At 72.0% G+C, this 23,438-nt stretch carries 22 protein-coding genes; 13 read left to right on the top strand and 9 right to left on the bottom strand.

Features of this window, described 5'->3' with window-relative positions:
• Positions 1–18: 18 nt before the first annotated feature.
• Positions 19–2,931 (top strand): bifunctional [glutamine synthetase] adenylyltransferase/[glutamine synthetase]-adenylyl-L-tyrosine phosphorylase, encoded by a 2,913-nt coding sequence (locus H4W80_RS53290; protein ID WP_318787497.1) that lies wholly within the window; start codon positions 19–21, stop codon positions 2,929–2,931.
• A gap of 32 nt (positions 2,932–2,963) precedes the next feature.
• Positions 2,964–3,998: a hypothetical protein gene (locus tag H4W80_RS53295; protein ID WP_192792049.1), complete on the top strand. Its 1,035-nt coding sequence runs from the start codon at positions 2,964–2,966 to the stop codon at positions 3,996–3,998.
• Here the strand turns inward: H4W80_RS53295 and H4W80_RS53300 are convergent.
• Entirely contained in the window at positions 3,982–5,331 is a 1,350-nt protein-coding gene (locus tag H4W80_RS53300; protein ID WP_192792050.1) for an aminotransferase-like domain-containing protein, read from the bottom strand. The two genes, H4W80_RS53295 and H4W80_RS53300, sit on opposite strands and share 17 nt — an antisense overlap.
• Positions 5,332–5,449: 118 nt before the next feature.
• Here H4W80_RS53300 and H4W80_RS53305 point away from each other — a divergent pair, with 118 nt between their 5' ends.
• The 6 genes from H4W80_RS53305 to H4W80_RS53330 all read left to right on the top strand — a co-directional run bounded on the left by H4W80_RS53305 (position 5,450) and on the right by H4W80_RS53330 (position 10,366).
• Positions 5,450–6,370 carry a substrate-binding domain-containing protein gene (locus tag H4W80_RS53305; RefSeq protein WP_225964175.1) on the top strand — a complete coding sequence of 307 codons (921 nt, stop codon included), beginning with the start codon at positions 5,450–5,452 and terminating at the stop codon, positions 6,368–6,370.
• Positions 6,367–7,167 (top strand): deaminated glutathione amidase, encoded by an 801-nt coding sequence (locus H4W80_RS53310; protein ID WP_192792052.1) that lies wholly within the window; start codon positions 6,367–6,369, stop codon positions 7,165–7,167. Before H4W80_RS53305 ends, H4W80_RS53310 begins: the two co-directional genes overlap by 4 nt.
• Positions 7,160–8,086: an ABC transporter substrate-binding protein gene (locus tag H4W80_RS53315; protein ID WP_192792053.1), complete on the top strand. Its 927-nt coding sequence runs from the start codon at positions 7,160–7,162 to the stop codon at positions 8,084–8,086. Before H4W80_RS53310 ends, H4W80_RS53315 begins: the two co-directional genes overlap by 8 nt.
• Positions 8,083–8,994, top strand: a complete 912-nt coding sequence (locus H4W80_RS53320) for an amino acid ABC transporter permease (RefSeq protein WP_192792054.1) — start codon at positions 8,083–8,085, stop codon at positions 8,992–8,994. Before H4W80_RS53315 ends, H4W80_RS53320 begins: the two co-directional genes overlap by 4 nt.
• Entirely contained in the window at positions 8,991–9,755 is a 765-nt protein-coding gene (locus H4W80_RS53325) for an amino acid ABC transporter ATP-binding protein (protein WP_318787498.1), read from the top strand. Before H4W80_RS53320 ends, H4W80_RS53325 begins: the two co-directional genes overlap by 4 nt.
• Positions 9,756–9,844: 89 nt before the next feature.
• Positions 9,845–10,366 (top strand): GNAT family N-acetyltransferase, encoded by a 522-nt coding sequence (locus H4W80_RS53330; RefSeq protein WP_192792055.1) that lies wholly within the window; start codon positions 9,845–9,847, stop codon positions 10,364–10,366.
• Here the strand turns inward: H4W80_RS53330 and H4W80_RS53335 are convergent.
• Entirely contained in the window at positions 10,353–11,219 is an 867-nt protein-coding gene (locus H4W80_RS53335; protein ID WP_192792056.1) for a LysR family transcriptional regulator, read from the bottom strand. The two genes, H4W80_RS53330 and H4W80_RS53335, sit on opposite strands and share 14 nt — an antisense overlap.
• Before the next feature lie 83 nt (positions 11,220–11,302).
• Between H4W80_RS53335 and H4W80_RS53340 the strand changes: the two genes are divergently transcribed.
• Positions 11,303–12,550 (top strand): MFS transporter, encoded by a 1,248-nt coding sequence (locus tag H4W80_RS53340; protein ID WP_225964176.1) that lies wholly within the window; start codon positions 11,303–11,305, stop codon positions 12,548–12,550.
• Positions 12,551–12,609: 59 nt separating this feature from the next.
• The gene (locus H4W80_RS53345) at positions 12,610–13,311 is read left to right on the top strand and encodes a B3/B4 domain-containing protein (protein WP_192792057.1); all 702 of its coding nucleotides are present in this window, start codon (positions 12,610–12,612) and stop codon (positions 13,309–13,311) included.
• A 57-nt stretch (positions 13,312–13,368) separates the two neighbouring features.
• Here the strand turns inward: H4W80_RS53345 and glnA are convergent, their stop codons facing one another.
• Positions 13,369–14,793: a type I glutamate--ammonia ligase gene (glnA, locus tag H4W80_RS53350; protein WP_192792058.1), complete on the bottom strand. Its 1,425-nt coding sequence runs from the start codon at positions 14,791–14,793 to the stop codon at positions 13,369–13,371.
• A gap of 93 nt (positions 14,794–14,886) precedes the next feature.
• Positions 14,887–15,987, bottom strand: coding sequence for a hypothetical protein (locus tag H4W80_RS53355; RefSeq protein WP_192792059.1), 1,101 nt, complete (start codon positions 15,985–15,987; stop codon positions 14,887–14,889).
• Between the two features lie 77 nt (positions 15,988–16,064).
• On the opposite strand from H4W80_RS53355, the gene H4W80_RS53360 reads away from it, so the two are divergent.
• The 3 genes from H4W80_RS53360 to H4W80_RS53370 are packed head-to-tail and all read left to right on the top strand — an operon-like array spanning position 16,065 to position 18,136.
• Positions 16,065–16,526, top strand: a complete 462-nt coding sequence (locus H4W80_RS53360) for an RDD family protein (RefSeq protein WP_192792060.1) — start codon at positions 16,065–16,067, stop codon at positions 16,524–16,526.
• Between the two features lie 58 nt (positions 16,527–16,584).
• Complete coding sequence (locus tag H4W80_RS53365; RefSeq protein ID WP_192792061.1) at positions 16,585–17,220, top strand: TetR/AcrR family transcriptional regulator; 636 nt, start codon at positions 16,585–16,587, stop codon at positions 17,218–17,220.
• Entirely contained in the window at positions 17,198–18,136 is a 939-nt protein-coding gene (locus H4W80_RS53370; protein ID WP_225964178.1) for a hypothetical protein, read from the top strand. The genes H4W80_RS53365 and H4W80_RS53370 overlap by 23 nt, the downstream gene beginning before the upstream one ends.
• Here the strand turns inward: H4W80_RS53370 and H4W80_RS53375 are convergent.
• From H4W80_RS53375 to H4W80_RS53395, 5 genes are all read right to left on the bottom strand, one after another.
• On the bottom strand, positions 18,117–18,881 hold the full coding sequence (locus tag H4W80_RS53375) for a class I SAM-dependent methyltransferase (protein ID WP_192792062.1): 765 nt from the start codon (positions 18,879–18,881) through the stop codon (positions 18,117–18,119). The two genes, H4W80_RS53370 and H4W80_RS53375, sit on opposite strands and share 20 nt — an antisense overlap.
• Positions 18,881–19,561, bottom strand: a complete 681-nt coding sequence (locus H4W80_RS53380; RefSeq protein ID WP_192792063.1) for a DUF4191 domain-containing protein — start codon at positions 19,559–19,561, stop codon at positions 18,881–18,883. Before H4W80_RS53380 ends, H4W80_RS53375 begins: the two co-directional genes overlap by 1 nt.
• A 64-nt stretch (positions 19,562–19,625) precedes the next feature.
• Positions 19,626–22,061 (bottom strand): glycoside hydrolase family 3 C-terminal domain-containing protein, encoded by a 2,436-nt coding sequence (locus H4W80_RS53385; RefSeq protein ID WP_318787499.1) that lies wholly within the window; start codon positions 22,059–22,061, stop codon positions 19,626–19,628.
• A 187-nt stretch (positions 22,062–22,248) separates the two neighbouring features.
• Entirely contained in the window at positions 22,249–23,064 is an 816-nt protein-coding gene (locus H4W80_RS53390; RefSeq protein ID WP_192792064.1) for an alpha/beta fold hydrolase, read from the bottom strand.
• Positions 23,040–23,426, bottom strand: coding sequence for a VOC family protein (locus H4W80_RS53395; protein ID WP_192792065.1), 387 nt, complete (start codon positions 23,424–23,426; stop codon positions 23,040–23,042). The genes H4W80_RS53390 and H4W80_RS53395 overlap by 25 nt, the downstream gene beginning before the upstream one ends.
• Positions 23,427–23,438: the final 12 nt, after the last annotated feature.

The raw sequence follows: 23,438 nt of genomic DNA on the forward strand, positions 1-23,438 counted from the left end.
TCCTGTCAAGATGGAGGGGTGCCCAGGATCGAATCCACCGCCGCGCGGCTCGCCAGGCTCGGCTTCGCCGACGGCGCCAGGGCCGCCCAGCTCGTCCGGCAGGCCGGAGCCGAAGTGGAGGAGCTCATGGAGTTCCTGGTGGACGTGGCCGACCCCGACGAGGCGCTGGTCTCGCTGACCCGCCTGGCCGAGCGCGATCCCGCCGTGCTCGACGTCCTGCGCCGCGACGAGGGTCTGCGCACGAGGCTGCTGGCCGTCCTGGGCGTCAGCGCCGCGCTCGGCGACCATCTGGTGCGCCACCCCGGCCAGGTCGCGCTCCTGGCCGGGCCGCTGCCCGCCGACGCGCGGGCGGAGCTGCTGAAGGCGGTCGGCGCGGGGCCGGGGGAGGCCGCCACCGCCGAGCGCCCGCTGGAGGCGCTGCGCGTGGCCTACCGGGGCCGGCTGCTGCACCTGGCCGCCCGCGACCTCACGGGAGAGGCCACGCTGGCCGAGGTCATGGCGGAGCTGTCCGACCTCGCGGGCGCCGCGCTGGAGGCCGCGCTGGCCATCGCCCGGGCCGAGGTCGACGACGGCGACGTACGCCTGGCGGTCATCGGCATGGGCAAATGCGGCGCCAGGGAGCTCAACTACATCAGCGACGTCGACGTGATCTTCGTGGCCGAGCCACGCGAGGGCGCCGACGAGACCAAGGCGCTGCGCACCGCGACCCGGCTGGCCCAGGCCATGATGCGGGCCTGCTCCGCCACCACCTCCGAGGGCTCGCTGTGGGAGGTGGACGCGGGCCTGCGGCCGGAGGGCAGGTCGGGCCCGCTGGTGCGCACGCTCGGCAGCCACCTGGCCTACTACCGGCGCTGGGCCAAGACGTGGGAGTTCCAGGCGCTGCTCAAGGCCCGGCCGGTCGCGGGCGACCTGGAGCTCGGCTCGGCCTACGTCGAGGCGGTCAACGACCTCGTGTGGACGGCGGCCAAGCGGGAGCACTTCGTCGAGGACGTGCAGGCCATGCGCCGCCGGGTCGAGGCTCACGTGCGCGCCGAGGGCGACCGCCAGCTCAAGCTGGGGCCGGGCGGGCTGCGCGACATCGAGTTCGCGGTGCAGCTGCTCCAGCTCGTCCACGGCAGGCTCGACCCGCTGCTGCGCCGCAGGGCCACGCTGCCCGCGCTGGCGGCGCTGTCCCGGGGCGGCTACGTCGGCCGCGACGACTCGCGCGGCCTGGCGGAGGCGTACTCGTACCTGCGCCAGATCGAGCACCTCCTGCAGCTCCACCGGCTGCGGCGCACCCACATCGTGCCCTCGGACGAGTCCGACCTGCGCAGGCTGGGCCGCGCGCTCGGCATGCAGACCGATCCGGTGGGGGAGTTCACGGCGCGGTGGCGGCGGCACGCCATGGAGGCGCGGCGGCTGCACGAGAAGCTGTTCTACCGGCCGCTGCTCCAGGCCGTGTCGCGGCTGCAGGAGTCGGAGGCGCGGCTGTCGACCACGGCGGCCAAGGCCCGGCTGGAGGCGCTCGGCTACGTCGATCCCGGCGGCGCGCTGCACCACATCGCGGCCCTCACCGCGGGCGTGTCCAGGCGGGCGGCCATCCAGCGCACGCTGCTGCCGGTCATGCTGGGGTGGTTCGCCGACACGCCCGACCCGGACGCGGCGCTGCTCGGGTTCCGGCAGGTCAGCGACAAGCTGGGCAGCACGCCGTGGTATCTGCGGCTGCTGCGCGACGAGACCGCGGTGGCCTCCAGGATGTCGCGCGTGCTCGGCACCAGCCGCTACGCGACCGGCCTGATCATGAACGCGCCCGAGGCGGTCGCGATGCTGGGCTCGGACGCCGAGCTCGCCGTGCGCTCCCGGGAGTCGCTGGCCGGCGAGGCCTCGGCGGCGGTCTCCAGGCACCAGGGCGACGCCGAGCCGGCGGTCGCGGCCGTGCGGGCGCTTCGGCGGAAAGAGCTGTTCCGGACGGCCGTGGCCGACATCTTCGGGCTCGTCGACATCGAGGCGGTCGGCGGCGCCCTGTCGTCCCTGACGGACGTGACCCTCCAGGCCACCCTCGACGTCGCCCTCGCCAAGGTCCCCCGCGTCACGAGGTTCGCCGTCATCGCGATGGGCCGGCTCGGCGGCATGGAGAGCTCCTACGCCAGCGACGCCGACGTCATGTTCGTGCACTCGCCGCTGCCGGGCGTGGGGGAGCGCGAGGCCACCGACGCCGCCTTCGCCGTGGCCAACGAGGTGCGCAGGCTGCTCTCGCTGCCCGCCCCCGACCCGCCCCTGATCATCGACCCCGACCTGCGTCCCGAGGGGCGCCAGGGTCCGCTGGTGCGGACGCTGGCCTCCTACCGCGCCTATTACGCGCGCTGGTCGTCGCCGTGGGAGTCGCAGGCGCTGCTGCGGGCCAGGTTCTCGGCGGGCGACGCGGAGCTGGGGCGGGAGTTCACCGCGATGGTCGACGAGCTGCGCTACCCGCAGGGCGGCCTGCCCGACGACGCGGTCAGGGAGATCAGGCGGCTCAAGGCCCGCATGGAGGCCGAGCGCCTGCCGCGCGGCGCCGACCCGGGCCTGCACACCAAGCTGGGCCCCGGCGGGCTGTCCGACGTGGAGTGGGTGGCCCAGCTCCTGCAGCTGCGCTACGCGGGCACGCTGGGGTCCCTGCGCACCACCCGCACGCTCGAAGCCCTGCGCGCGGCCGTGACCGAGGGGCTGCTCGCCCCGGCCGACGAGGCCGTGCTGGTCGAGGCGTGGCGCTTCGCCTCCCGCATCCGCGACGCGATCATGCTGGTCAAGGGCCGTCCGGGCGACAGCGTCCCGCGCGACTCGGGCGAGCGGAAGCTGATCGCCCAGACGCTCGGCTACCCGCCGGACGGCTCGGAGGACTTCCTCGACGACTACCGCCGCGTGACGCGCCGCGCACGACAGGTCATGGACAGAGTTTTCTACGGGGCTTGATCGGCGGCGCGTACGGGTGTATCAAAGCCCGCGTGTTATCCGTTTATGTGGATTTGGCGCTGGGCCTCGTGGTGTCGTTCCTGCTGCTGTCGCTGCTGGTGAGCGGGATCAACGAGGCGTTCGTGCGGATGCTCGCCATTCGCAGCAAGTTCCTGTGGGCCTACCTCAGGGACACCATGGACGGGTCCGACGCGCAGGGCAGGTCGTGGCTGCCCGCCAAGGTGCGCGACGTCTTCGCGGCGCTGCCCTTCGTACGCGACCCCCGGCCCAAGCACAGCGACCAGCCCCCGCCGCCCGAGCCGGGGACGCTGCCGGCGCAGGAGAGCAAGGCCGAGGACGCCATGGTCAACCTGCTCTACCAGCGGGTCCAGGAGATCGACCACCCGAAGAAGGGCCGCACCAGCATCTCCAACATCCCTCCCGCGCGCTTCGCGGTGGCCCTGATGGAGCTGGCCGCAGGGGAGCCGGACGGCGTCGAGGGGTTCCTGGAGAAGCTCAAGGCCATGCGCAGCCCGCTCTACGGCCACCTCAAGGGCGTGTGGGAGACCGCGCAGCGCGACCTCGACCGGTTCAGGCAGGGGGTGGAGAGCTGGTTCGACGGGGAGATGCAGCGGCTGTCCATGCTCTACAAGCGCTACGTCAAGTGGGTTCTGGCCGTGCTCGGCGTGGTCGTGACGCTGGTGTTCACGATGGACGGGCTGGAGTACGCCAAGACGCTGCTGCGCGACAACGCCTTCCGCGCCTCGGTGACGGCCGTGGCGGGGTCGGGGACGGACGCGTACAACGAGCTCAAGGCCCGCTGCACGGGCGGCGACCCGGTGCCGTGCGTCACCGAGACGCTGAGCCAGCCCGCTCTGGTCAAGATGCTCGACCACGCGCTGGTCAGCGTGTCGTTCCCGGCGGAGGGCGACCCGTCCGTGCACTGGAACGGCGGGCTGTGGTGGCAGCGGATCACCACGCCCAGCCACTGGCCCGGCTTCCTGCTGACGTACGTGGCGCTGCTGTTCGGGGCGTCGTTCTGGTGGGACGTGCTGCGCCGCCTGACCGGGATCAAGAGCCGCCGCTGAGGCCGCCCCTGGCCGCCAGGGTGATCACGTCGGCCAGGGCCGCCAGCTCGCCGGGGTCGTCGGTGAGCCGGGCCGTGGCCAGGCGCAGGTGGTGCGTGGCGGCGGGGCCGATCACGTACCGGCTGCCGGCCGCCACGGAGATGCCGTGCGCGGCCAGCGTGACCAGCGCCGCCGACTCCTCGCGCACCGGCACCCACAGGACCAGCCCGTCGCCGCCGCCGGTGGGCACGCCGCGCTGCGCCAGCTCCGCCTTCAGCCGCGCCCGCCGCCCGGCGTAGACCGTGCGGGCGTGCGCCACGCGCTCGCGCACCTCGCCGTCCCCGAGCAGGTGGGCCAGGGTGTCCTGGAGGATCCTGCTGGTCCAGCCGATGCCGAAGCTCCGCAGCACGCGCACCCGCTCGACCGCGTCCGCCGCGCCGCCGATGATCGCGATGCGCAGGTCGGGGCCGTGCGACTTGGAGTAGGAGCGCACCAGCACCGTACGGTCCGGAAAACGCGTCCCCATGCTCACCATCGGCGAGACCGACAGCTCGCCGATCCCGTCGTCCTCCACGATGAGCGTCGAGGTCGGCTCCAGCAGGGCGGCCAGCTCGGCCGAGCGCTCGGCGGTCACGGCGTGGCCGCAGGGCGACTGGCCGCGCGGCTGGTACACGAACGCCACCGGCCTGGCCCGCAGCGCCTTGGCCAGCGACTCGGGGACGGGCCCCTGCTCGTCGCAGGCCACCGGCACGATCTGGACGCCGATCGTCTCCAGGATGTCCAGCAGCCGGGCGGCGGTCGGCTCCTCGATCGCGATCCGGTCGCCGGGCAGCGCGGTGGTCTGGCAGAGCAGCTGCACCCCCTCGTAGCCGCCGCCGACCGCGAGCCAGCCCTGCGCAGGGAACGGCCAGTCCGGCTCCACGGCGGCACGCAGCCGCGGCGTGATCGTCTCGCGGGCGTAGTCGTTGAGCCCCTCCGCGCCGGCCGCGGCGATCAGCGCGGCCTCCAGCGGCGGCAGCAGCGCCGGGTCGGGGGAGGCGATGGCCAGGTCGATCGCCAGCCGGTCGCCCCAGTGACCGATGCGCTCGTAACGGATGGGACGGGGCACGTCGGGCGGCCCGAGCACCACCGTGCCGCGGCGGCGATCGGTGTGGATCATCCCGTGCCGCCGCAGCTCCGACCAGGCCTCCGCGACGGTCCCCGAGCTCACGCCCAGCTCCCTGGCCAGGCTGCGCACGGTCGGCAGGCGCGTCTGCGCGGTGACCGTGCCCTGCCTGATCAGATCGGTCAGGGCGGCGGCGATCCCGCGGGCGGTCGGCTCGCCGATGCGCTGCGCCAGCCAGGCGGATTCCACGTGACCTCCTGTAAATCTTTGTTCAGCAACAAAGATCGTCTTGTGTGGGGCGTTGCCTGAACATAAGGTTTCCAGCAATTCAAAGCAAGGGAACTTTGGGGTGTTTGTGCATATTCGGTTGGGTCTGCGGGATTGGGACCATCTCGTACCGGTGGCGACGGGGGAGGTGCGGCCCGAGGGGTTCGAGCTGGACCTGGAGTCCCGCGCCGTCACCCCGGACGTCCTGAGCGAGCCGGGCCTGGACGGCGGTGAGACGTCCTTCAGCAGGTACGTCCTCGGCCGCGCCGCGGGCGACGACCGCCTGGTGGGCCTGCCGGTCTTCGTGATGCGCGGCTTCCGGCACCGGTGCGTCCTCGTCCGCCGCGACAGCGAGCTGACCTCGCTGGAGGAGCTCAAGGGCGCCCGCATCGGCCTGACCGGCTGGCCGGACTCCGGCAACACCTGGACCCGCGCCCTGCTCAGGGCCGCCGGCGTGGACATCAGGGGCATCGAGTGGACGGTCGGCCCGCTGGTCGCCGGGGAGACCGGCAAGGACCGCGTCGGCCCCGTCCCGTTCCCCGACAACGTCTCGCTGACCGGCGACGGCCTGGCCGAAGGGCTCGCCGAGGGCCGCTACGACGCGATCATGACCCCGTTCATGCCCGACGAGTTCTTCACCCCGGACAGCCGCTTCCGCCACCTGCTCCCCGACCACCGCGCCGCCGAGCTGGCCTACTACCGGGAGACCGGCTTCGTGCCCGGCATCCACCTGGTGACGCTGAAGCGCGAGGCCGTCGAGCGCGACCCGGGGCTGCCTCAAGCTGTTCAGAACCTGCTCGAACGCTCCAAGCGGCACTGGCTGGCCCGGCGGCGGCTGCTCGCCGACACCACGCCCTGGCTGCTGGCCGACCTGACGGAGACGGCGCGGACCTTCGGCCCCGACTGGATGCCGTACGGCGTCGCGCCCAACGCCGCCATGATCGCCGCCTTCTGCGAGGAACTGCACGCCCAGGGCATCTCCAACCGCCGCATCCGACCCGAGGAGGTCTTCGACATATGAGAATCGCCGTTGGACAGTTCGCGTCCGCGGAGGACTGGGCGGTCAACCTCAAGACCTGCCAGGACCTGATCGACCGGGCCGCCGAGGGCGGCGCCGACCTGCTGGTCCTGCCCGAGGGCGCGATGGCCCTGTTCGTCGACGAGCCGACGCGCATCCGCGAGGCCGCCCAGCCGCTGGACGGGCCGTTCGTCAGCGGGCTGGTCGAGCGCACGCGCGGCTCGTCCACCACCGTGATCGCCGGCGTGCACACCCCGTCGGGCGACGGCCGGGTGTTCAACGTCCTGGTGGCCGCCAGGGACGGCGAGATCGTCGGGACGTACACCAAGCTGCACCTGTACGACGCCTTCGGCCGGCGCGAGTCCGACAACGTCGTGCCCGGCACGAACGCGCCCGTGGTGATCGACGTGGCCGGCTGGAAGGTCGGCATGATGACCTGCTACGACGTGCGCTTCCCCGAGCTGGCCAGGCTCCTGGCCGACCAGGGCGCCCAGGTGATCGCGCTGCCCACCGCGTGGGTGCGCGGCCCGGCCAAGGAATGGCACTGGGAGGTCATGGTGACCGCCCGCGCCCTGGAGAACACCGTCTACCTGGCCGCCTCCGGCGAGTGCGGCCGCCGCAACATCGGCGCCAGCATGGTCGTCGACCCGCTCGGCATCACCCGGGCCCGCCTCGGCGACGCGCCGGGCCTGCTCTGGGCCGACGCCTCCATGGAGGAGCTCGAACGAGCCCGCCTCAGCCTCCCCGTCCTCGAGAACCGGCGCTTCGCCGTCGACCCCCGATTGGAGCGACATGTCTAAGTACGCGACGGCTGCCCTGCTCGGCGCCGCCCTCCTGCTGGCCGGCTGCGGTGCCAACCCCGAGGAGGCCCAGGGCGCGCTGAGCTCCCAGCCCGCCGCCTCCGGCACCGAGGCCGCCCAGGGCAAGGACCAGGCCCTGTACGACCGGCTGCCCGACAAGGTGAAGACCGCCGGCAAGCTGGTCTCGGTGAACAACGGCTCGTTCCCGCCGTACGAGATCGCCGGTGCGGACGGCAAGTCCATGACCGGCGCCGCCGCCGACCTGTCGGAGGCCCTGGGACAGGTGCTCGGCGTCAAGATCGAGCACGTCACCGTGGACGGCCTGCCCAGCCAGCTCACCGGCATCGCGTCGGGCCGCTACGACCTGGCCATCGGCCCGGTGGGCGACTTCGCCGACCGGCAGAAGGCCAACGACTTCGTGGACTGGGTCAAGGAGTTCGTGGTCTTCGCCGTGCCGAAGGGGAACCCCAAGAAGATCAACTCGGTGGCGGACACGTGCGGGCTGAAGATCTCGGTCATGGCCGGCGGCTCCGCCGAAGCCGTGATCAAGAACCAGTCCGAGACCTGCGCCAAGGACGGCAAGCCGAAGATCACCGTGCAGTCGTACAAGGACCAGCCCACCTCCGTGCTGGCGGTCAGCTCGGGCCGGGCCGACGCGTTCTTCTCCTCGCAGGCGCCGCTCACCTACTTCGTTTCGCAGTCCGGCGGCAAGCTGGAGCTGGCCGGCAAGGGGCAGAGCAACGGCTTCGACGACCTTTACCAGGGGGCCGTCGTCGGCAAGGACTCGCCGCTGCGTGACGTGGTCAAGGACGGCATCCAGAAGCTGATCGACAACGGCACCTACGCCAAGATCATGGACAGGTGGGGCACGTCCGACAACAAGCTGGACAAGGCCGGCGTCAACCTGGCGGGATCATGAGCGGACTGCCGGACGTCGACGTCGCGGGCGCGTCCCGCACGCGCCATCCGCTGCGCTGGGTGGCCTCGATCATCCTGCTGGTGTTGGCCGCCCAGCTCGTGAGCCTGCTGGTCACCAACCCCAACTTCCAGTGGGACGTGGTCTTCCGTTACGTCAACGCGCAGGTCATCGGCCAGGGCATCTTCACCACGCTGCTGCTCACCGTGATCGCGATGTTCGTGGGCGTGGTGCTCGGGGTGCTGCTGGCCATCGGCCGGCTCTCCGAGAACCCCGTCGCGCGGGCGGCCTGCGGGCTCTACGTGTGGTTCTTCCGCGGCACGCCGGTGCTGGTGCAGCTCGTGCTCTGGTACAACCTGTCGTACCTGCTGCCCAAGATCTCCCTCGGCATCCCGTTCGGCCCGGAGTTCATCAGCGCCGACACGAACCTGGTCATCACCCCGCTGCTCGCGGCCATCCTCGGGCTCGGGCTGAACGAGGGCGCGTACATGGCGGAGATCATCCGCGGCGGGCTCATGTCGGTGGACCCCGGGCAGACCGAGGCCGCCTCGGCGCTCGGCATGAGCAACGCGCGCACCTTCCGCAGGATCGTGCTGCCGCAGGCCATGCGGTTCATCATCCCGCCCACCGGCAGCCAGGTGATCAGCATGCTGAAGGCCACGTCGCTGGTGAGCGTCATCGCCCTGGCCGACCTGCTCTACACGGTGCAGTCGATCTACAACCGCACCTTCCAGACCATCCCGCTGCTGATCGTCGCCTGCGTCTGGTACCTGGTCATCACCTCGATCCTGTACGTCGGCCAGTCGTTCATCGAGCGGCACTACGCCCGCGGGGCCACCAGGCACGCGCCGCAGAGCTTCTGGGCCTTCCTGACCTTCCGCCGGCGCCGTCCCTCGGAGGTGACGTCATGACCGTCCCCATGGTCCACGCCCACGCCGTGCGCAAGCACTTCGGCCACCTCGAAGTCCTCAAGGGCATCGACCTGGACGTCCAGGCGGGGGAGGTCGTGGTGATCCTCGGCCCCTCCGGGTCGGGCAAGTCGACGTTCCTGCGCTGCGTGAACCACCTGGAGGCCATCGACGGCGGCTCCATCTTCGTGGACGGGGAGCTGATCGGGTTTCAGGAGTCCGGCGGCAAGGTGCGGCACCTGCGCAAGAGCGAGATCACCCGCCAGCGGCGGGAGATCGGCATGGTCTTCCAGCAGTTCAACCTGTTCCCGCACTTCACGGTGTTGCAGAACGTCATGGAGGCGCCGGTCGGCGTGCGCCGCGAGCCGCGCGGGCAGGCCCGCGAACGGGCGCTCGGCCTGCTGCGCCGCGTCGGCCTGGAGGACAAGGCGGGCAGCTACCCCAGGCAGCTCTCCGGCGGGCAGCAGCAGCGGGTGGCGATCGCCAGGGCGCTGGCGATGCGGCCCAAGCTGATGCTGTTCGACGAGCCGACCAGCGCGCTGGACCCGGAGCTGGTCGGTGAGGTGCTGGCCACCATGAAGGGCCTCGCCGAGGACGGGCTGACCATGATCGTGGTGACCCACGAGATCGGGTTCGCGCGGGAGGTGGCCGATCGGGTGGTGTTCATGGACGGCGGCGTCGTGGTCGAGTCGGGCACGCCCAAGGAGGTCCTCGACAACCCCACCAGCCCCCGCACCAAGGCCTTCCTCAGCCGCGTCCTGTAGGCCCCCGCGGGCGTCGTCCCTTCCTCTGCTCCCCGGAGGACGGATGAGACGTCGGCGGGAAAGCCGCGGACGGGCCTATCGTAGGTCGGATGGACACCCAGCGTTTGATCATGCGCAGATGGCGCGACGAAGACCGGGAACCATTCGCCGCGATGAACGCCGACCCCGAGGTGATGGAGCACTTCCCCGCCCCGCTCACCCGCGCCGAGAGCGACCACTTCGTCGACAGGATCGAGGAGGAGTTCGACAAGGCCGGCCACGGGCTGTGGGCGCTGGAGGTGCGCGACAGCGGCGAGTTCATCGGCTTCGCCGGCCTGATCTGGCAGACCTTCGACGCGCCGTTCCTGCCCGCGTGGGAGATCGGGTGGCGGCTGGCACGCCCCGCCTGGGGCCACGGGTACGCCACCGAGGCGGCCAGGCAGGTGCTCAGGTACGCGTTCGAGGAGGCCGGACTGGACGAGATCGTCTCCATGACGGCCAAGAGCAACGTCCGCTCCCAGGCCGTGATGAAGCGCCTGGGCATGACCCACCTGACCGACTTCGGCCACACGCGGCTGGCGCCGGACCACCCCCTGTTCCCGCACGTGGCCTACCACATCAGGCGTCCGTAGGGGCGCTCATGGCGTAGAGGACGTCGCGCAGGGCGGGCTCGCGGCCGCGTAGCCAGACCAGCCGCAGCGCCAGCGCGGGCGTCTCGAAGCCGAGCCGCATCAGAGCGCCGGAGGCCAGGTCGGGCTCCAGCGCGAAGTCCGGCAGCAGCGCGCTGCCGAGCCCCTGCCTGGCCCATTCGCGGGCGGTGGCGATGCTGGTCAGCTCCCTGCGCGGCACCTCCGCGCCGAACACCCGGTCGGCGGCCAGCCGGATCGAGCAGCCCGGCGGGCTGACCAGCAGCGGCTCCCGATCCCCGTCCGGCGCTGCGACCAGCGCCAGCCCGACCTCACCCACGTCCAGGAAGTCCAGATCGGGCGCCACCGGCCCGGAGCCGGGGTCGTACGGCATGGTGAACCCGAGCCCGCCGATCCGCGGGCCCGTGTCCACCAGGAGCACCGCGTCCAGCTCGCCGGCCGCCACCCCGGCCAGCAGCGACTGCCTGGTGTGCGAGCGCACGTCCACGTCCAGGTCGGGGTGGCGTTCCGACAAACGGCGGATCACGGCGGGCATCCGGGCCGCGGCGAGCATCTCCAGCGCGCCGATCCGCACCTTGCGCCGCTGCCCGGTGACGGCGCGGCGCACCTCGTCGGCGTGGTCGAGCAGCCCCGGTGCCCGCGCCAGCAGCGTGGCGCCCTGCTCGGTCAGCCGCATGCCCTGAGGCGTGCGCTCGAAGAGCGCGACCCCGAGGCTCCGCTCCAGGCGGCGCACCTGCTCCGACACCGACGCGGGGGCGAGGCCGAGGCTGTTCGCCGCCCCGGTGACGGTACCCGTCCTCGCCACCGCGACGAACCCGCGCAACTGCCGCAAATCCATATCCGCCAGCATACGGTTTTCCCGAACGCCCCCTGAGGCAGCGCCTGTTGAGGGCGGATGCGGCGTTTCAGCAGGCTGGGCGCATGATGTTCGGATTCTCCCTCGCCTACTTCCTCGTGATCCTCGACACGACCGTGCTGACGATCGCGCTGCCCGATCTGCGGGCCTCGCTCGGCGGCTCGCTGGCCGGGCAGCAGTGGGCGGTGAACGCGTACACGGTCGCCTTCGCCGCCTCGCTGCTCGTCGGGGGAGCGGTGGCCGACCGGTACGGCGCGGCCCGGATCTTCAAGGCCGGCGTGGTGGCCTTCGGCGCGATCTCGCTGCTGAGCGCCGCGGCGCCGCACCTGGGCGTGCTGGTCGGGCTGCGGGCCCTGCTGGGCGTGGCGGGCGCGCTCTGCACGGGCGGCTCGCTCGGACTGCTCCCGCAGCTCTTCCCCGACCCGGCCGCCCGCGCCCGCGCCACCGGTCTGTGGGCGGCCATCACCGGCACCGCGCTCGCCGCCGGCCCGCTGCTGGGCGGTCTCCTGGTGGACCTGTACGGCTGGCGCGCCGTCTTCCTGCTCAACCCGCCCCTCGCCCTGATCAGCCTGCTGGCCATGCGCCGGGTCAGCTCGCCGCGCGGCCACCGCGGGATCGACTGGCGGGTCCAGGCGCTGGCCTGCGCGTTCCTGGCCCTGGTGGCGCAGGCCCTGATCGGCCCCTCGGTCCTGGCGGGCGTCGCGGCCCTGGCCGTACTGGCCGCGCTGGTGCCGGTGGAGCGCCGCAGCCACGCCCCCGCGCTGCCCGGCGGCCTGCTCGCCGCCACCTGGCCCGAACTGCTCGCCGGCACGGTGGCCAACTTCGCCTTCGCCGGCGCCCTGTTCGTCCTCACCCTCCTGCTGCAGGACACCCGCCACCTGACCCCGCTGGCCGCCGGGCTGGCCTTCCTGCCGCTCACCCTCCCCATGACCGTGAACCCGCTGCTCACCGGCCGCCTGGTGGCCCGCCACGGCCCGCGCCCGCCGATCCTGTGCGGCCTGGCCCTGCTCGCGACCGGCCTGGCCGGCGTCGCCCTCACGGACGCGCTGGCGTGGTGGCTGGTGGTGATGGGGTTCGGGCTGTCGTTCGTGCTGCCCGCGCTGATGGCGGGCATGGTCAACAGCGCGCCGCCGGGGACGGCGGGCACGGCGGGCGGCGTCCTGAACGCCTTCCGCCAGGCCGGCGCGACCCTCGGCGTGGCGGTCATGGGCGTCGTCGGCCGGCCCCTGCTGGCGGCGGCCGTCCTGACGGCCCTGACCTGCCTGTGCTACGCGGCGGGCGCCTGGCGCGCCCGCACTGCCGCCCTGACCTGACTTGCGAGTATCGTGATCGGCGCAGGGCCGGGGGTTTGTCGGGGATGGTGAGGTGGAGCGTGCGTTTCCAGCATTCGAGTGACATCTGGCGGGACTTCCCGGAGCTCGTCCCCGGCGTGCTGGTCGCGTCGGGCGTCTCGGCGGACGTCTCCGCCGACGACTCGATCCTCGAGCTCGGCGAGCTCGCCGCGGCGCGGCTCGAGACCTCCTCGGAGGGCGAGCTGCCGGAGATCCAGGCGTGGCGGCGGGCGTTCTCGAAGATGGGCCTCAAGCCGACCCAGTACCGCTGCGCCTCGGAGTCCCTGCTGCGCCGCTTCCGCAAGGAGGGCGCGCTGCCGCGCCTGCACCCGCTGATCGACTTGTGCAACGCGTTCTCCCTCGCGTACGCGATCCCGGTGGCGGTGTTCGACGTCTCCAAGATCTCGCAGTACGTGGAGGTCAGGTACGCGGCGGGCGACGAGACGTACCTGACCTTCTCCGGCGAGACCGAGCACCCGCCGCCCGGCGAGGTGATCTTCGCCGACGCGGAGGGCAGGGCGCACGCCCGCCGCTGGACCAACCGCCAGAGCGGCCACTCGGCCGTCCGCGACACGACCACCGACGTCCTGATCGTCGCCGAGGCGCTGCACGAGACGGCCGGGAAGGACGTCGAGTCCCTCATGGCCGGGCTCTCGGACGAGCTGGCCGCCGTCTGGTCCATGACGCCGCCGGACTACACGATCCTCGGCCCGGCCGAGCCCCGGTTCGAGTTCCCGGCGTGACATGAAGCGGCCCGGGACCGTGCTCGGTCCCGGGCCGTTCGCCGTGCGCGTGCCGGACTACACGTCGTAGTACAGCTCGAACTCGTGCGGGTGCGGGCGCAGGCGGATCGGGTCGACCTCGTTCTCCCGCTTGTAGGAGATCCACGTCTCGATCAGGTCAGGCGTGAAGACGCCGCCCTCGAGCAGGTAGTCGTGGTCCTCCTCCAGCGCGTTGAGCACGTCGGTGAGCGAGCCGGGCACCTGCGGGATGTTGCGGGCCTCCTCCGGCGGCAGCTCGTAGAGGTCCTTGTCGACGGGCTCCGGCGGCTCGATCTTGTTGCGGATGCCGTCGATGCCCGCCATCAGCATCGCCGCGAAGGCGAAGTACGGGTTGCAGGACGGGTCGGGCACGCGGAACTCGATGCGCTTGGCCTTCGGGTTGGAGCCCGTGATCGGGATCCGGACGCAGGCCGACCGGTTGCGCTGGGAGTAGACCAGGTTGACCGGGGCCTCGTAGCCGGGGACCAGGCGGTGGTAGGAGTTGACCGTCGGGTTGGTGAAGGCCAGCAGCGACGGCGCGTGCTTGAGCAGGCCGCCGATGTAGTAGCGGGCCGTGTCGGACAGGCCCGCGTAGCCGACCTCGTCGTAGAAGAGCGGCGAGCCGTCCTTCCACAGCGACTGGTGGCAGTGCATGCCGGAGCCGTTGTCACCGAAGATCGGCTTGGGCATGAACGTGACCGTGTGACCGAACTCGAGCGCCGTGCTCTTGATGATGTACTTGTACAGCATCAGGTTGTCGGCGGTCTTGAGCAGCGTGCCGAACTTGAAGTCGATCTCCGCCTGGCCCGCCGTGCCGACCTCGTGGTGCTGCATCTCGACGTCGATGCCGCACTCGATGAGGTTGCGCACCATCTCGGAGCGCAGGTCGGTGAAGTGGTCCATCGGCGGGACCGGGAAGTAGCCGCCCTTGTAGCGCGGCTTGTAGCCGAGGTTGCCGCCCTCGGTGGCCTTGCCGGTGTTCCAGGCGCCCTCGATGGAGTCGATGTAGTAGTAGCCGGCGTTCTGCTTCGTCTCGAAGCGCACGTCGTCGAAGATGTAGAACTCGGCCTCGGGTCCGAAGTAGACCGTGTCGGCGATGCCCGTGCCCCGGAGGAACTCCTCGGCCTTGCGCGCGACGTTACGCGGGTCGCGGCTGTAGGCCTCGCCGGTCAGCGGGTCGTGCACGAAAAAGTTCAGGTTGAGCGTCTTGTGCTGGCGGAACGGGTCCACCACGGCGCTGGACGGGTCGGGCAGCAGAAGCATGTCGGACTCGTGGATCGCCTGGAAACCGCGGATCGACGAGCCGTCGAACATGAGTCCGTCGGTGAAGACGCTCGCGCTGAAGTTTTCTACCGGGAAGGTGAAGTGGTGAGTCGTCCCCGGCAGGTCGGTGAACCTGACATCGACGAACTGCACCCCTTCGTCACTGATGAACTTCAGGACGTCGTCGGCGGAGTTGAACACTCTCGAACCTCCCTGGGGACTGGCCATCATGCCGACGCTAGGGCGTGGCCGTTTCCGTGTGGTGTCTCGATTGTTTCGCACATGTTACGCAGGTCAGGTGCCCTTGGAAGCGGTGCAACCCTCGGAATCGTCCTCTTCCAGCTCGTACGGATCGATGGGCGCTCCCGTGGGCGCCACCGTACCCCGAGGCGAGTCCTCGAACACCGGATGAATGAACTCGTCCCGCGTGTCGCAGCTCGCCGGTGTGCTGCTCGCCCCCCAGCTCAGCGGCCACACCACCAGCCGTCCCTCCTCACGGTACAGCCACACCTTGCCGGTGGGATGGGCGACCACCCGGATGGTGGTGTCCGGCCGGCCCGGTCGGTGCACGGCGTAGACGACGAGGTGGTTCAGCTTGAGCTCGACGCCGCGGCGGCCGCCGTCCTTGAAGGTGCCCAGCTTGACCCGGCCGTGCACCTTGATCACGTCGGTGGCGAACTCGGCCGTGCCCTTGGCGAACTGGATGACGAAGGGCGCGGCCTTCTTCTTGTGCTTCTTCGCGTACTCGGAGAACCAGTCGCGCTGCTCGGCGTCCAGCAGCTTGGTGAACGCCGACGGCTTGCCGCCCAGGAGCGTCTTCCTGTCCAGGAAGGCCGCCGTCAGCAGCTCGCGGGTGCGCTTCAGGCCCTTCGCGACGTCCTTCTCCGACAGCCCGCCCAGCGCCTTCGCCTCCGGCATCGCGAAGCCGGCGGCCCCCTCGGAGTACTTCTCGGCGGGGGATCCGGCGAACGGGCTCGCCGGCTCCTCGCCGGCGCCCTCCGCCGGCTCCTGGGTGGCCTCGTCCGCCGGATTGCCGGCGGGTTCGACGTCCGGCTCGTCGATCGGCACCGGGGGTTCGTCCACGACGACGCCTGGGGTGAGCAGATCGGGACGGAAGACCACGATCACCCCCGCGGACGCGATCAGCGAGGTGACCACGGCCATCGCGATCCACGCCCGCCCGACCCGCCGCCGCGGCTCGGGCCCGTATCCCCCGTTTCCCCCGGATTCTCCGGATAAGTGCGCCGACCTGCTCTCGCGTCTGGCTGTGCGGTCGGTACGCCGCTGTTCTTTCGCGCCTTTGACGGCCGCGGCGCGCATCCTGCGCTGTTGCTCCTCGTCGATCTGCGCGACCAGCTCGTTGAAGCGCGCGTCAAGGTCATCCCCGTGTGGCATGGCGTACATGATGGCCGTTCCGCGACGCGGTTGGGTCACGATGCCGACCGGCCTGCCGGGCGGATACCGTTGGGGGCATGAGCAGCAAGGAGCCTCGCTGGACGCAGACCTGGCTGGGCGGGGTCAGGTCCGCCGGGGTCGATCTCGGATACCCGGGGGAGCGCCTGGGGCTGCCCGAGGAGGGCAGCGGGTCGATCGCCGGCTGGGGGCGCAGGATCGCCGCGCTGGTCATCGACTGGATGATCTGCACGTGGGTCGTCGTGCAGCTGCTGCTCAGGATGAATCCGGCCGAGCAGCCGTGGGCGCCCGCGCTCGTCTTCGCCGTGCAATACCTGATCCTGGTCGGGTTCATGGGGCAGACGTTCGGCCACCGGCTGGCGGGCATCAGGGTGGCGGCGATGGACGGCGGCGACCCGCGCTGGCTGCCCGCGCTGGTGCGCTCGGTGCTCCTGTGCCTGGCCCTGCCCGCCCTGATCTGGGACCGCGACCACCGCGGGCTGCACGACCGCGTGTCCAACACGATGGTCGTCCGCATGTAGCCGAGTAAAAAGCCGTACCGGGTTTAAAAACGTACCCGGTACGGTTTATGCTGCCCTCATGGGGTTGAGGGAGCGGAAGAAGGAGCAGACGCGGCGCCGGATCGCCGAGGTGGCGCTGCGGCTGTTCGACGAGCGCGGCTACGACGCGGTGACCGTCAACGAGATCGCCGAGGCGGCCGGGGTCGCCAAGGTGACGCTGTTCAACTACTTCCCGACCAAGGACTGCCTCGTCATCGAAGGGGTCAAGGAGGACCTGGCGGCGATCGTGGCCGGGCGGGGCGAGGGGCGCTCGCCCCTTGAGGCGCTGCGCGAGCACTACCGCTCGATGGCCGCCCAGGGCGCGGGAGCGGTGGACGTCGAGGCGCTGCTGGCGAGGGTGCGGGTGATCTCGTCGAGCCAGGCCCTGATGGGCGCGCTGCACGGGGTGCACATGAGCGAGCGCCATGAGCTGGCCGAGGCCCTCGGGGAGGCCTACCCCGGCGACGATCTGACCGCGCGGCTCATGGCCGGGCAGATCAGCGCCGCCGTCACCACCGTCCAGGAGGCCTTCTTCCAGCGCATCGCCACGGGCGAGCCGCTGGAGGAGGCGGGCCGGCGGCTGGCGGGCGACGTGGAGCTGGCCTTCGACCTCCTGGAGCACGGCCTCACACACGTAAAAAAGGGGATAAATCATGAAAAAGGGGATCAACTATGATGTCGGGTTCCTGCCGGGTGACAGCCTGAGCCGCAGGTCGTTTCACATCGAGGACGTCCGGCGCGACATGCGGACGATCGCGGAGGACCTGCACTGCACGTCCGTACGCATCTCCGGCCGCGACCCCGAGCGCGTCGAGGCGGCCGCCAGGCAGGCCGCGGCGGCCGGGCTCGAGATCTGGTTCACCCCGTTCCCCGTGGACCTCACGCAGGACGCGATGCTGGCGCTCTTCGCGGACGCGGCCCGGCGCGCCGAGTCGGTGCGCCGCGACGGAGCCGAGGTCGTGCTGGTCACCGGCTGCGAGATCACCGCCTTCGGCCACGGCTTCATCGACGGCGACGGGTACGGCGACCGGCTCGGCGCCATGATGGCCGGCGGCATGGAGTGGTGGACCTCCCTCGCGCAGGTCATGCCCCGCTTCAACGCCTACCTGGCGAAGGTGGCCGGGACCGTGCGGCCGCTGTTCGGCGGCCGGCTGAGCTACGCCTCGGCGCCGTGGGAGCCGGTCGACTGGGCCCCGTTCGACGTGGCGGGCGTGGACGCCTACCGAGCCGCCTACAACGCCCACGACTTCGCGGACGAGCTACGCGCCCGGTTCAAGCACGGCAAACCGGTCGCCGTGACGGAGTTCGGCACCTGCGCGTACCGCGGCGCGGGCGAGCGCGGCGGCTCGGCCTGGGTGGTGCCCGAGGGCGCGGTGCGCGACGAGGGCGAGCAGGTGCGCTACTTCACCGAGCTGATGGACATCTTCGAGCAGGAGGGCGTGGAGACCGCGCTGTGGTTCACGTTCGCCGCCTTCAACCGGCCCGGCGAGGCCGACCTGGGCTCCTACGGCGTGGTCAGGATGCTCGACGAGCGGCGCTGGGAGCCCAAGGAGGTCTTCCACGCCATGGCCGCTAGATACGGGCGCAGCTGAAGATGGCCGTGCCCGGCAGGTGCCGGCCGCGCAGCGGGCTCCAGCCGCCCCACACCCGCTCGTGCCCCTCCGGCCACTCCGGCTCCAGCAGCCCCGTGACGGTCAGCCCGGAGGCGACCAGCAGGTTGACCCAGTCACCCATGGTGCGGTGGTGCTCGGCGTAGGTGACCGTGCCCCGTTCGTCGCGCTCCTCGTAAGGGGAGCGGTCGAAGTAGGACCGGTCGGACGTCAGCCCGCGCGGCCCCGGATCGTCAGGGAACGCCCACCGGATCGGATGGCTCACCGAGAACACGAACCGGCCGCCCGGCCTGAGCACCCGCCGCACCTCGCGGAAGACGGCGAGCGGGTCGGCCACGAACGGCAGCGCGCCGAACGCCGAGCAGGCCAGGTCGAAGGCGGCCGCGGCGAACGGCAGCGACTCGGCGTCGGCCTGGACCACGGGCACGCGCAGCCCCGTGTCGAGGTCGATGCGCTGGGAGTGGCGCAGCTGCCGGTGCGAGATGTCGAACGCGGCCACCTGCGCGCCCTGCGTCACCAGCCACCGGGCGCACTGCGCCGCCCCGCAGCCGATCTCCAGCACGCGCCGCCCGCGCACCTCGCCCAGGAGGTGCGCGTCGGCCTCGTCGACGCCCTCGGGGCACCACACGAACCCGGTGTCGCGCAGGAACTCACCGTGTTCGAGCTGGTAGTCGTCGGCGTTGCCGTCCCACCACCAGCGGTTGGCCCGTGCGGAGGAGGACAGCACTAGCGCATCTTGGGGCCGCGTGGCATGCGCGCGCCCTTGGGCATGGGGCCCTTGGGCAGCGGCATGTTCTTCGGCAGCGAGCGCAGCCGGTCCTTCACCTCGTTGACCGCGGGCTTCTTGAGGTTGCGCGGCAGCTTCATCAGGTGGCGCTGCAGCTTGCCGAGCGGCACCTGCCCCTCGCCGTCACCGCACTGGATGTCGTAGATCTCGATGCCCAGGACCACCCGCGCGACCCGCTTCTTCTCGGCCGCCAGCATCTTCGCCACCCGGTTGCCCGGCCCCTCGGACACCAGCACGACGCCCGGATAGCCGACCACGAGGTGGATGAGGTCCTGGTCGCGGGTGACCGCGATGGCAGGGGTGACCTGCCAGTTGCCGCGCATGCCCTGCAGCACCGCCGCCGCGGCACCCGTCTGGCCGTGCAAGATCGAATATTGGGCCTTCTGGGCGAGCTGCCCGAACACCACCAGACCGACCGTGAGCGCGGCCAGCACACCGATGAACACCGAATACCACAAGTAGTCCGTGACCAGGCCGATCACGACGACCACAGCCAGCGTGCCCACCGCCGAGAGGAAGACGATGGGCAACCCCTTGGGGTTGGCCTGCTTGATGATCTGCGCGATCATGCGGAGCTGCTTGATGCGCCCCGGCTTCTCTGGATCCTCGGACTTTGCCATGCTCTGAAGGATACAAACCAACAGGTGCGGTATGGAAAACGTGACCCCGCCATTTCGCGCACGGCTAGATCCTCACGGTCGCCGAAAGACGCGGATCGGCCGCGTGGCGGCCCGCCTCGACCGTGTGAACGCCCTCCACGGTCCGCCAGCCGCCGTCCTCCCAGACCTGGAAGGCCCGCTCCGGCAGGAACACGGTCGTGAGCACGCTCTCCCCGGGCGCCGCCTCGACCACGTCGAACCCGGCCAGCGCCCCGTCGACGTACACCTGCACGACCTCGCGGCCCGGGCGGTCGCCGGTGTTGGTGACCGCCACCGTCACGGTCGTGCCCTCGGCCGCGATCGAGTCGTACGACCAGGTCGTGTAGCCCAGGCCGTGCCCGAACCAGAACGCCGGCGCGCGGCCCGAACGCTCCCACGCCCGGTAGCCGATCGACGTCCCCTCCTCATAGGCCACCACACCGTCCACCGGCGTCACGCCGGCCACCGGAGCGTCCTCCAGCCGCCGCGGCCACGTGGTGGGCAGCCGCCCGCCCGGCTCGGCGTCCCCGAACAGCACGTCCGCCAGCGCCGCCCCCGCCTCCTGCCCGGGGAACCAGGTGAGCAGCACGGCCGCCACCTCCTCCGCCCACGGCAGCTCGACCGGCGAACCCGCGTTGACCACCACGACGGTGCGCGGGCTGGCCGCGGCCACCGCGTGGATGAGCTCGTCCTGCCGCCCAGGCAGCCTGAGGTCCGCGCGGTCGAAGCCCTCGCTCTCCACCTCCGGCATGGTCGCGGCCACGACCACCGCCACGTCGCACTCCGCCGCCACCCGCACGGCCTCGGCCATGAGCTCGTCCTCGCCGGGGCCGGGGATCGCGTGGCCGACCGTGAAGGACACGGACGCCATCCCGCCGAACGCCCCGGCCGCGTGCGTCACGACCACCTCGTACGCCTGACCTGCCGCCATCGCCAGGCCGATCCGCCGCTCGGGCGGCGGCGGGAACGCCCTGGCGGGGTCGCCGCCGTCCAGGCCGATGCTCTCGTCGAGGACGGTCTCGCCGTTGACGGTGACGGCGAAGGCGCCCACGCCCGCGACCGACAGCCGGTGCTCGCCCGAAACGTCCGGCGTGTACGTGGTACGCAGCCGGACCGCCGCCAGCCGGTCGACGTCCACGCCCGGCGGCAACCGGCCGATCCACCGCGCCTCGGCCGTCGCCAGCGGCTGCTCCGCCAGCACCGCGCCCTCGGCGTCCAGGAAGGCGGCCGTGGCGGGGCCGGGGAGGGGGGACAGGCGGGTGCGGGGGTCGGTGCCGGGCGCGTACCGGACCTCGACCCCGGCCCGCTCGCCGAGCCCCTGCAGCGGCGAGACGACCCGGCCCGGGGAGACCTGCGCGCTCCCGCCGCCCATGACCCGGGCCTCCGCGGCGGCCGCCCCGATCAGGGCGATGGTCCTGACCTGCTGGAACGGCAGGATGCCGTCGTTGGTGAGCAACGTGGCGCCGCGCGCGGCCACCTCCCGAGCCAGCGCGACCCCCTCGACGGCGACCGGCGGCTCAGCGCCGTCGGTGCCCGGCGTTTTCGCGTCGTCGGCGGCGAGTCGGGCATCGGTGGCCGGCGTTTTGCCGCTGTCGGCGGCGGGCCGCTCGTCGGCGGGTGGGGGCTCCGCGCCGTGGAGGGCTCCGACGCGGTGGGCCAGGCGCAGGATGCGGCGCACCCGGTCGTCCACGACCGACTCGGGCACCCGCCCCTCCCGCACGGCGGCCTCCAGCCTCTCGCCCCACGGCCCGTGCGGTCCCGGCATCGCCACGTCGGTGCCGCCCAGCGCCGCGGCCTCGGTCGTACGCACCGCCGTCCAGTCCGACACCACGACCCCGTCGAACCCCCACTCGCCCTTCAGCACCCCGTTCACCAGCCCGGCGTGCTCGGTCATGGTCGTGCCGTTCACCGAGTTGCAGGCGGTCATGAGACCCCACGCCCCGGCCCGCACCACCCGCTCGAACGGCCGCAGATAGACCTCGCGCAGCGCCTTCTCGCTCACCCGGACGTCCGCGGTGAAACGGCCGGTCCCGAAGTGCTTCGGGGCTGCCGCCACCCCGCCCTCCTGGACGCCCTCGACGTACGCGGCGCCGATCTCGCCCGTCAGGTACGCGTCCTCGGAGAAGCACTCGAGATGCCGGCCGCCGAGCGGGGAGCGGTGCAGGTTGATCGTGGGGGCGAGGAGGACGTGCACGCCCTTGCGCCGGGCCTCCCGCGCCAGCAGCCGGCCGGTCCGGCGGACCAGGTCCACGTCCCAGGTGGCGGCCAGGGCGGTCGGGCTGGGCAGCGCGATGGAGGGATCGGCCGCGCTCCAGCGCCCGCCGCGTACGCCGATCGGGCCGTCGCTCATGACGAGCCGATCGAGGCCGATCTCGGGCAGCGGCGGGAGCGACCACGTGCCGGCCCCGGTGAGCAGGCGGACCTTGGTGGCGAGGTCGAGCCGGGCGATGAGCGCGTCGAAGTCCACGAGCCCAGTCTCCACCAGCTCAGACGGGGCTCAAATGAGGCTCGGCCAGGGCTCGGGCAGTGCTCAGGCGGAGGCTCGGGCGGGGCTCGGGCAGTGCTCAGGCGGAGGCTCGGGCAGCGCTCAGACGGAGGCTCGGGCGGAGGCTCGGGCGGGGGCTGGGGCGGGGGCTCAGGTGGTGGCTCGGGCGGGGGCTGGGGCGGGCTCAGGTGGTGGCGAAGAACTCCAGGAGCTCGGGCACCAGCGCCTGCGGTGCCACGTTGTGCGCCTGGCCCTCCAGAACGCGCCGTACCGCCCCCGGCACGGCCGCCGCGACCGCCAGCCCCGCGTTCGACATCCACCCGGGGCTGTCCTCGCCGTTCAGCACCAGCGTCGGCTGCCGGACGGCGGCCAGCCGCCCGGCGGGCAGCGCGTTGCCCGGCCCCAGCACGGCGGCCTCGTAGGCGAGGGTGTGGGCCAGCGCCTCGACCTGCGCCCAGGACGGCTGCGCGCGCATCGCGGCCACCGCCTCCGGCGGCGCCTCGGCCGCCTCCACCATGAACCGCTCGACCGCCTCGCCCCGCCTGCCCGCCCTCACCAGCGCCTCCAGCCGCGCGGCGAAGTCGTCCGGCAGCGGGGGCGCGCTGTCGTCCACGTGGTACGGCGGCTCCCACAGGGCCAGCCTCGTCACGGCCGGATTCCGCGCCGCGGCCTCGATCGCCAGCGCGGCCCCCGACGAGCCCCCGAACACCATCGCCGACCCGCCCGCCGCCTCGATGACCGCCGCCAGATCCTCGATCTCCCGCTCGACGGCGTACGGCTGGGTGTCTCCGCTGTCGCCGCGCCCCCGGCGGTCGTAGTCGTACACCGTGAACCACGGCGCCAGAGCGGCCGCCACGCCGGCCAGCGTGACGTGCCCCCGCACCCCGAACGCGCCGTGGACCAGGACGACCGCGGGCCCCTCACCGTAGCTGTCGAAGGCGATGGCGGTCCCGTCCGCCGAGATCGCCTTGCCGCTCAGCCGGCCGGCTGCGCCAGGCACAGCGCCTCCCAGTGGTGGCCGTCGAGGTCGGCGAAGCCGCGCTGGTAGCGGATGCCGTCCTCCTGCTTGACGCCCGCCGGGGTGGCGCCGAGCGCCAGCGCCTTGTCGACCAGCTCGTCCACCTGGGCCGGGTTCTCCATGCCCAGCACCAGGATCGCCTCCGTGGCCGTGTCGGCGGCGGCGATCTCCTTGGTGATGTACGAGCCGAACGCCGGCTCGGTCAGCAGCATGACCTGGGTCTGCTCGCTGATGATCACCGACGCCATGTTGTCGGCCATGCCGAAGAGGTTGAAGCCGAGTTCGCCGAAGAACTTCTTCGACCGCTCGAGATCCTTGACCGGCAGATTGACGAACAGCTGCATTTTCCCTCGTCC

Origin of the sequence: Nonomuraea angiospora (assembly GCF_014873145.1) — a bacterium.
Classification (GTDB): Bacteria; Actinomycetota; Actinomycetes; order Streptosporangiales; family Streptosporangiaceae; genus Nonomuraea; species Nonomuraea angiospora.

What these genes read in the sequence shown, in the direction of transcription:
- H4W80_RS53335 (WP_192792056.1), bottom strand. Translation starts at nt 11,219, where the DNA reads ATGGATTTGCGGCAGTTGCGCGGGTTCGTCGCGGTGGCGAGGACGGGT.
- H4W80_RS53365 (WP_192792061.1), top strand. Translation starts at nt 16,585, where the DNA reads ATGGGGTTGAGGGAGCGGAAGAAGGAGCAGACGCGGCGCCGGATCGCC.
- H4W80_RS53360 (WP_192792060.1), top strand. Translation starts at nt 16,065, where the DNA reads ATGAGCAGCAAGGAGCCTCGCTGGACGCAGACCTGGCTGGGCGGGGTC.
- H4W80_RS53340 (WP_225964176.1), top strand. Translation starts at nt 11,303, where the DNA reads ATGATGTTCGGATTCTCCCTCGCCTACTTCCTCGTGATCCTCGACACG.
- H4W80_RS53325 (WP_318787498.1), top strand. Translation starts at nt 8,991, where the DNA reads ATGACCGTCCCCATGGTCCACGCCCACGCCGTGCGCAAGCACTTCGGC.
- H4W80_RS53370 (WP_225964178.1), top strand. Translation starts at nt 17,198, where the DNA reads ATGAAAAAGGGGATCAACTATGATGTCGGGTTCCTGCCGGGTGACAGC.
- H4W80_RS53330 (WP_192792055.1), top strand. Translation starts at nt 9,845, where the DNA reads ATGGACACCCAGCGTTTGATCATGCGCAGATGGCGCGACGAAGACCGG.
- H4W80_RS53310 (WP_192792052.1), top strand. Translation starts at nt 6,367, where the DNA reads ATGAGAATCGCCGTTGGACAGTTCGCGTCCGCGGAGGACTGGGCGGTC.
- H4W80_RS53380 (WP_192792063.1), bottom strand. Translation starts at nt 19,561, where the DNA reads ATGGCAAAGTCCGAGGATCCAGAGAAGCCGGGGCGCATCAAGCAGCTC.
- H4W80_RS53320 (WP_192792054.1), top strand. Translation starts at nt 8,083, where the DNA reads ATGAGCGGACTGCCGGACGTCGACGTCGCGGGCGCGTCCCGCACGCGC.
- H4W80_RS53395 (WP_192792065.1), bottom strand. Translation starts at nt 23,426, where the DNA reads ATGCAGCTGTTCGTCAATCTGCCGGTCAAGGATCTCGAGCGGTCGAAG.
- H4W80_RS53315 (WP_192792053.1), top strand. Translation starts at nt 7,160, where the DNA reads ATGTCTAAGTACGCGACGGCTGCCCTGCTCGGCGCCGCCCTCCTGCTG.
- H4W80_RS53355 (WP_192792059.1), bottom strand. Translation starts at nt 15,987, where the DNA reads ATGCCACACGGGGATGACCTTGACGCGCGCTTCAACGAGCTGGTCGCG.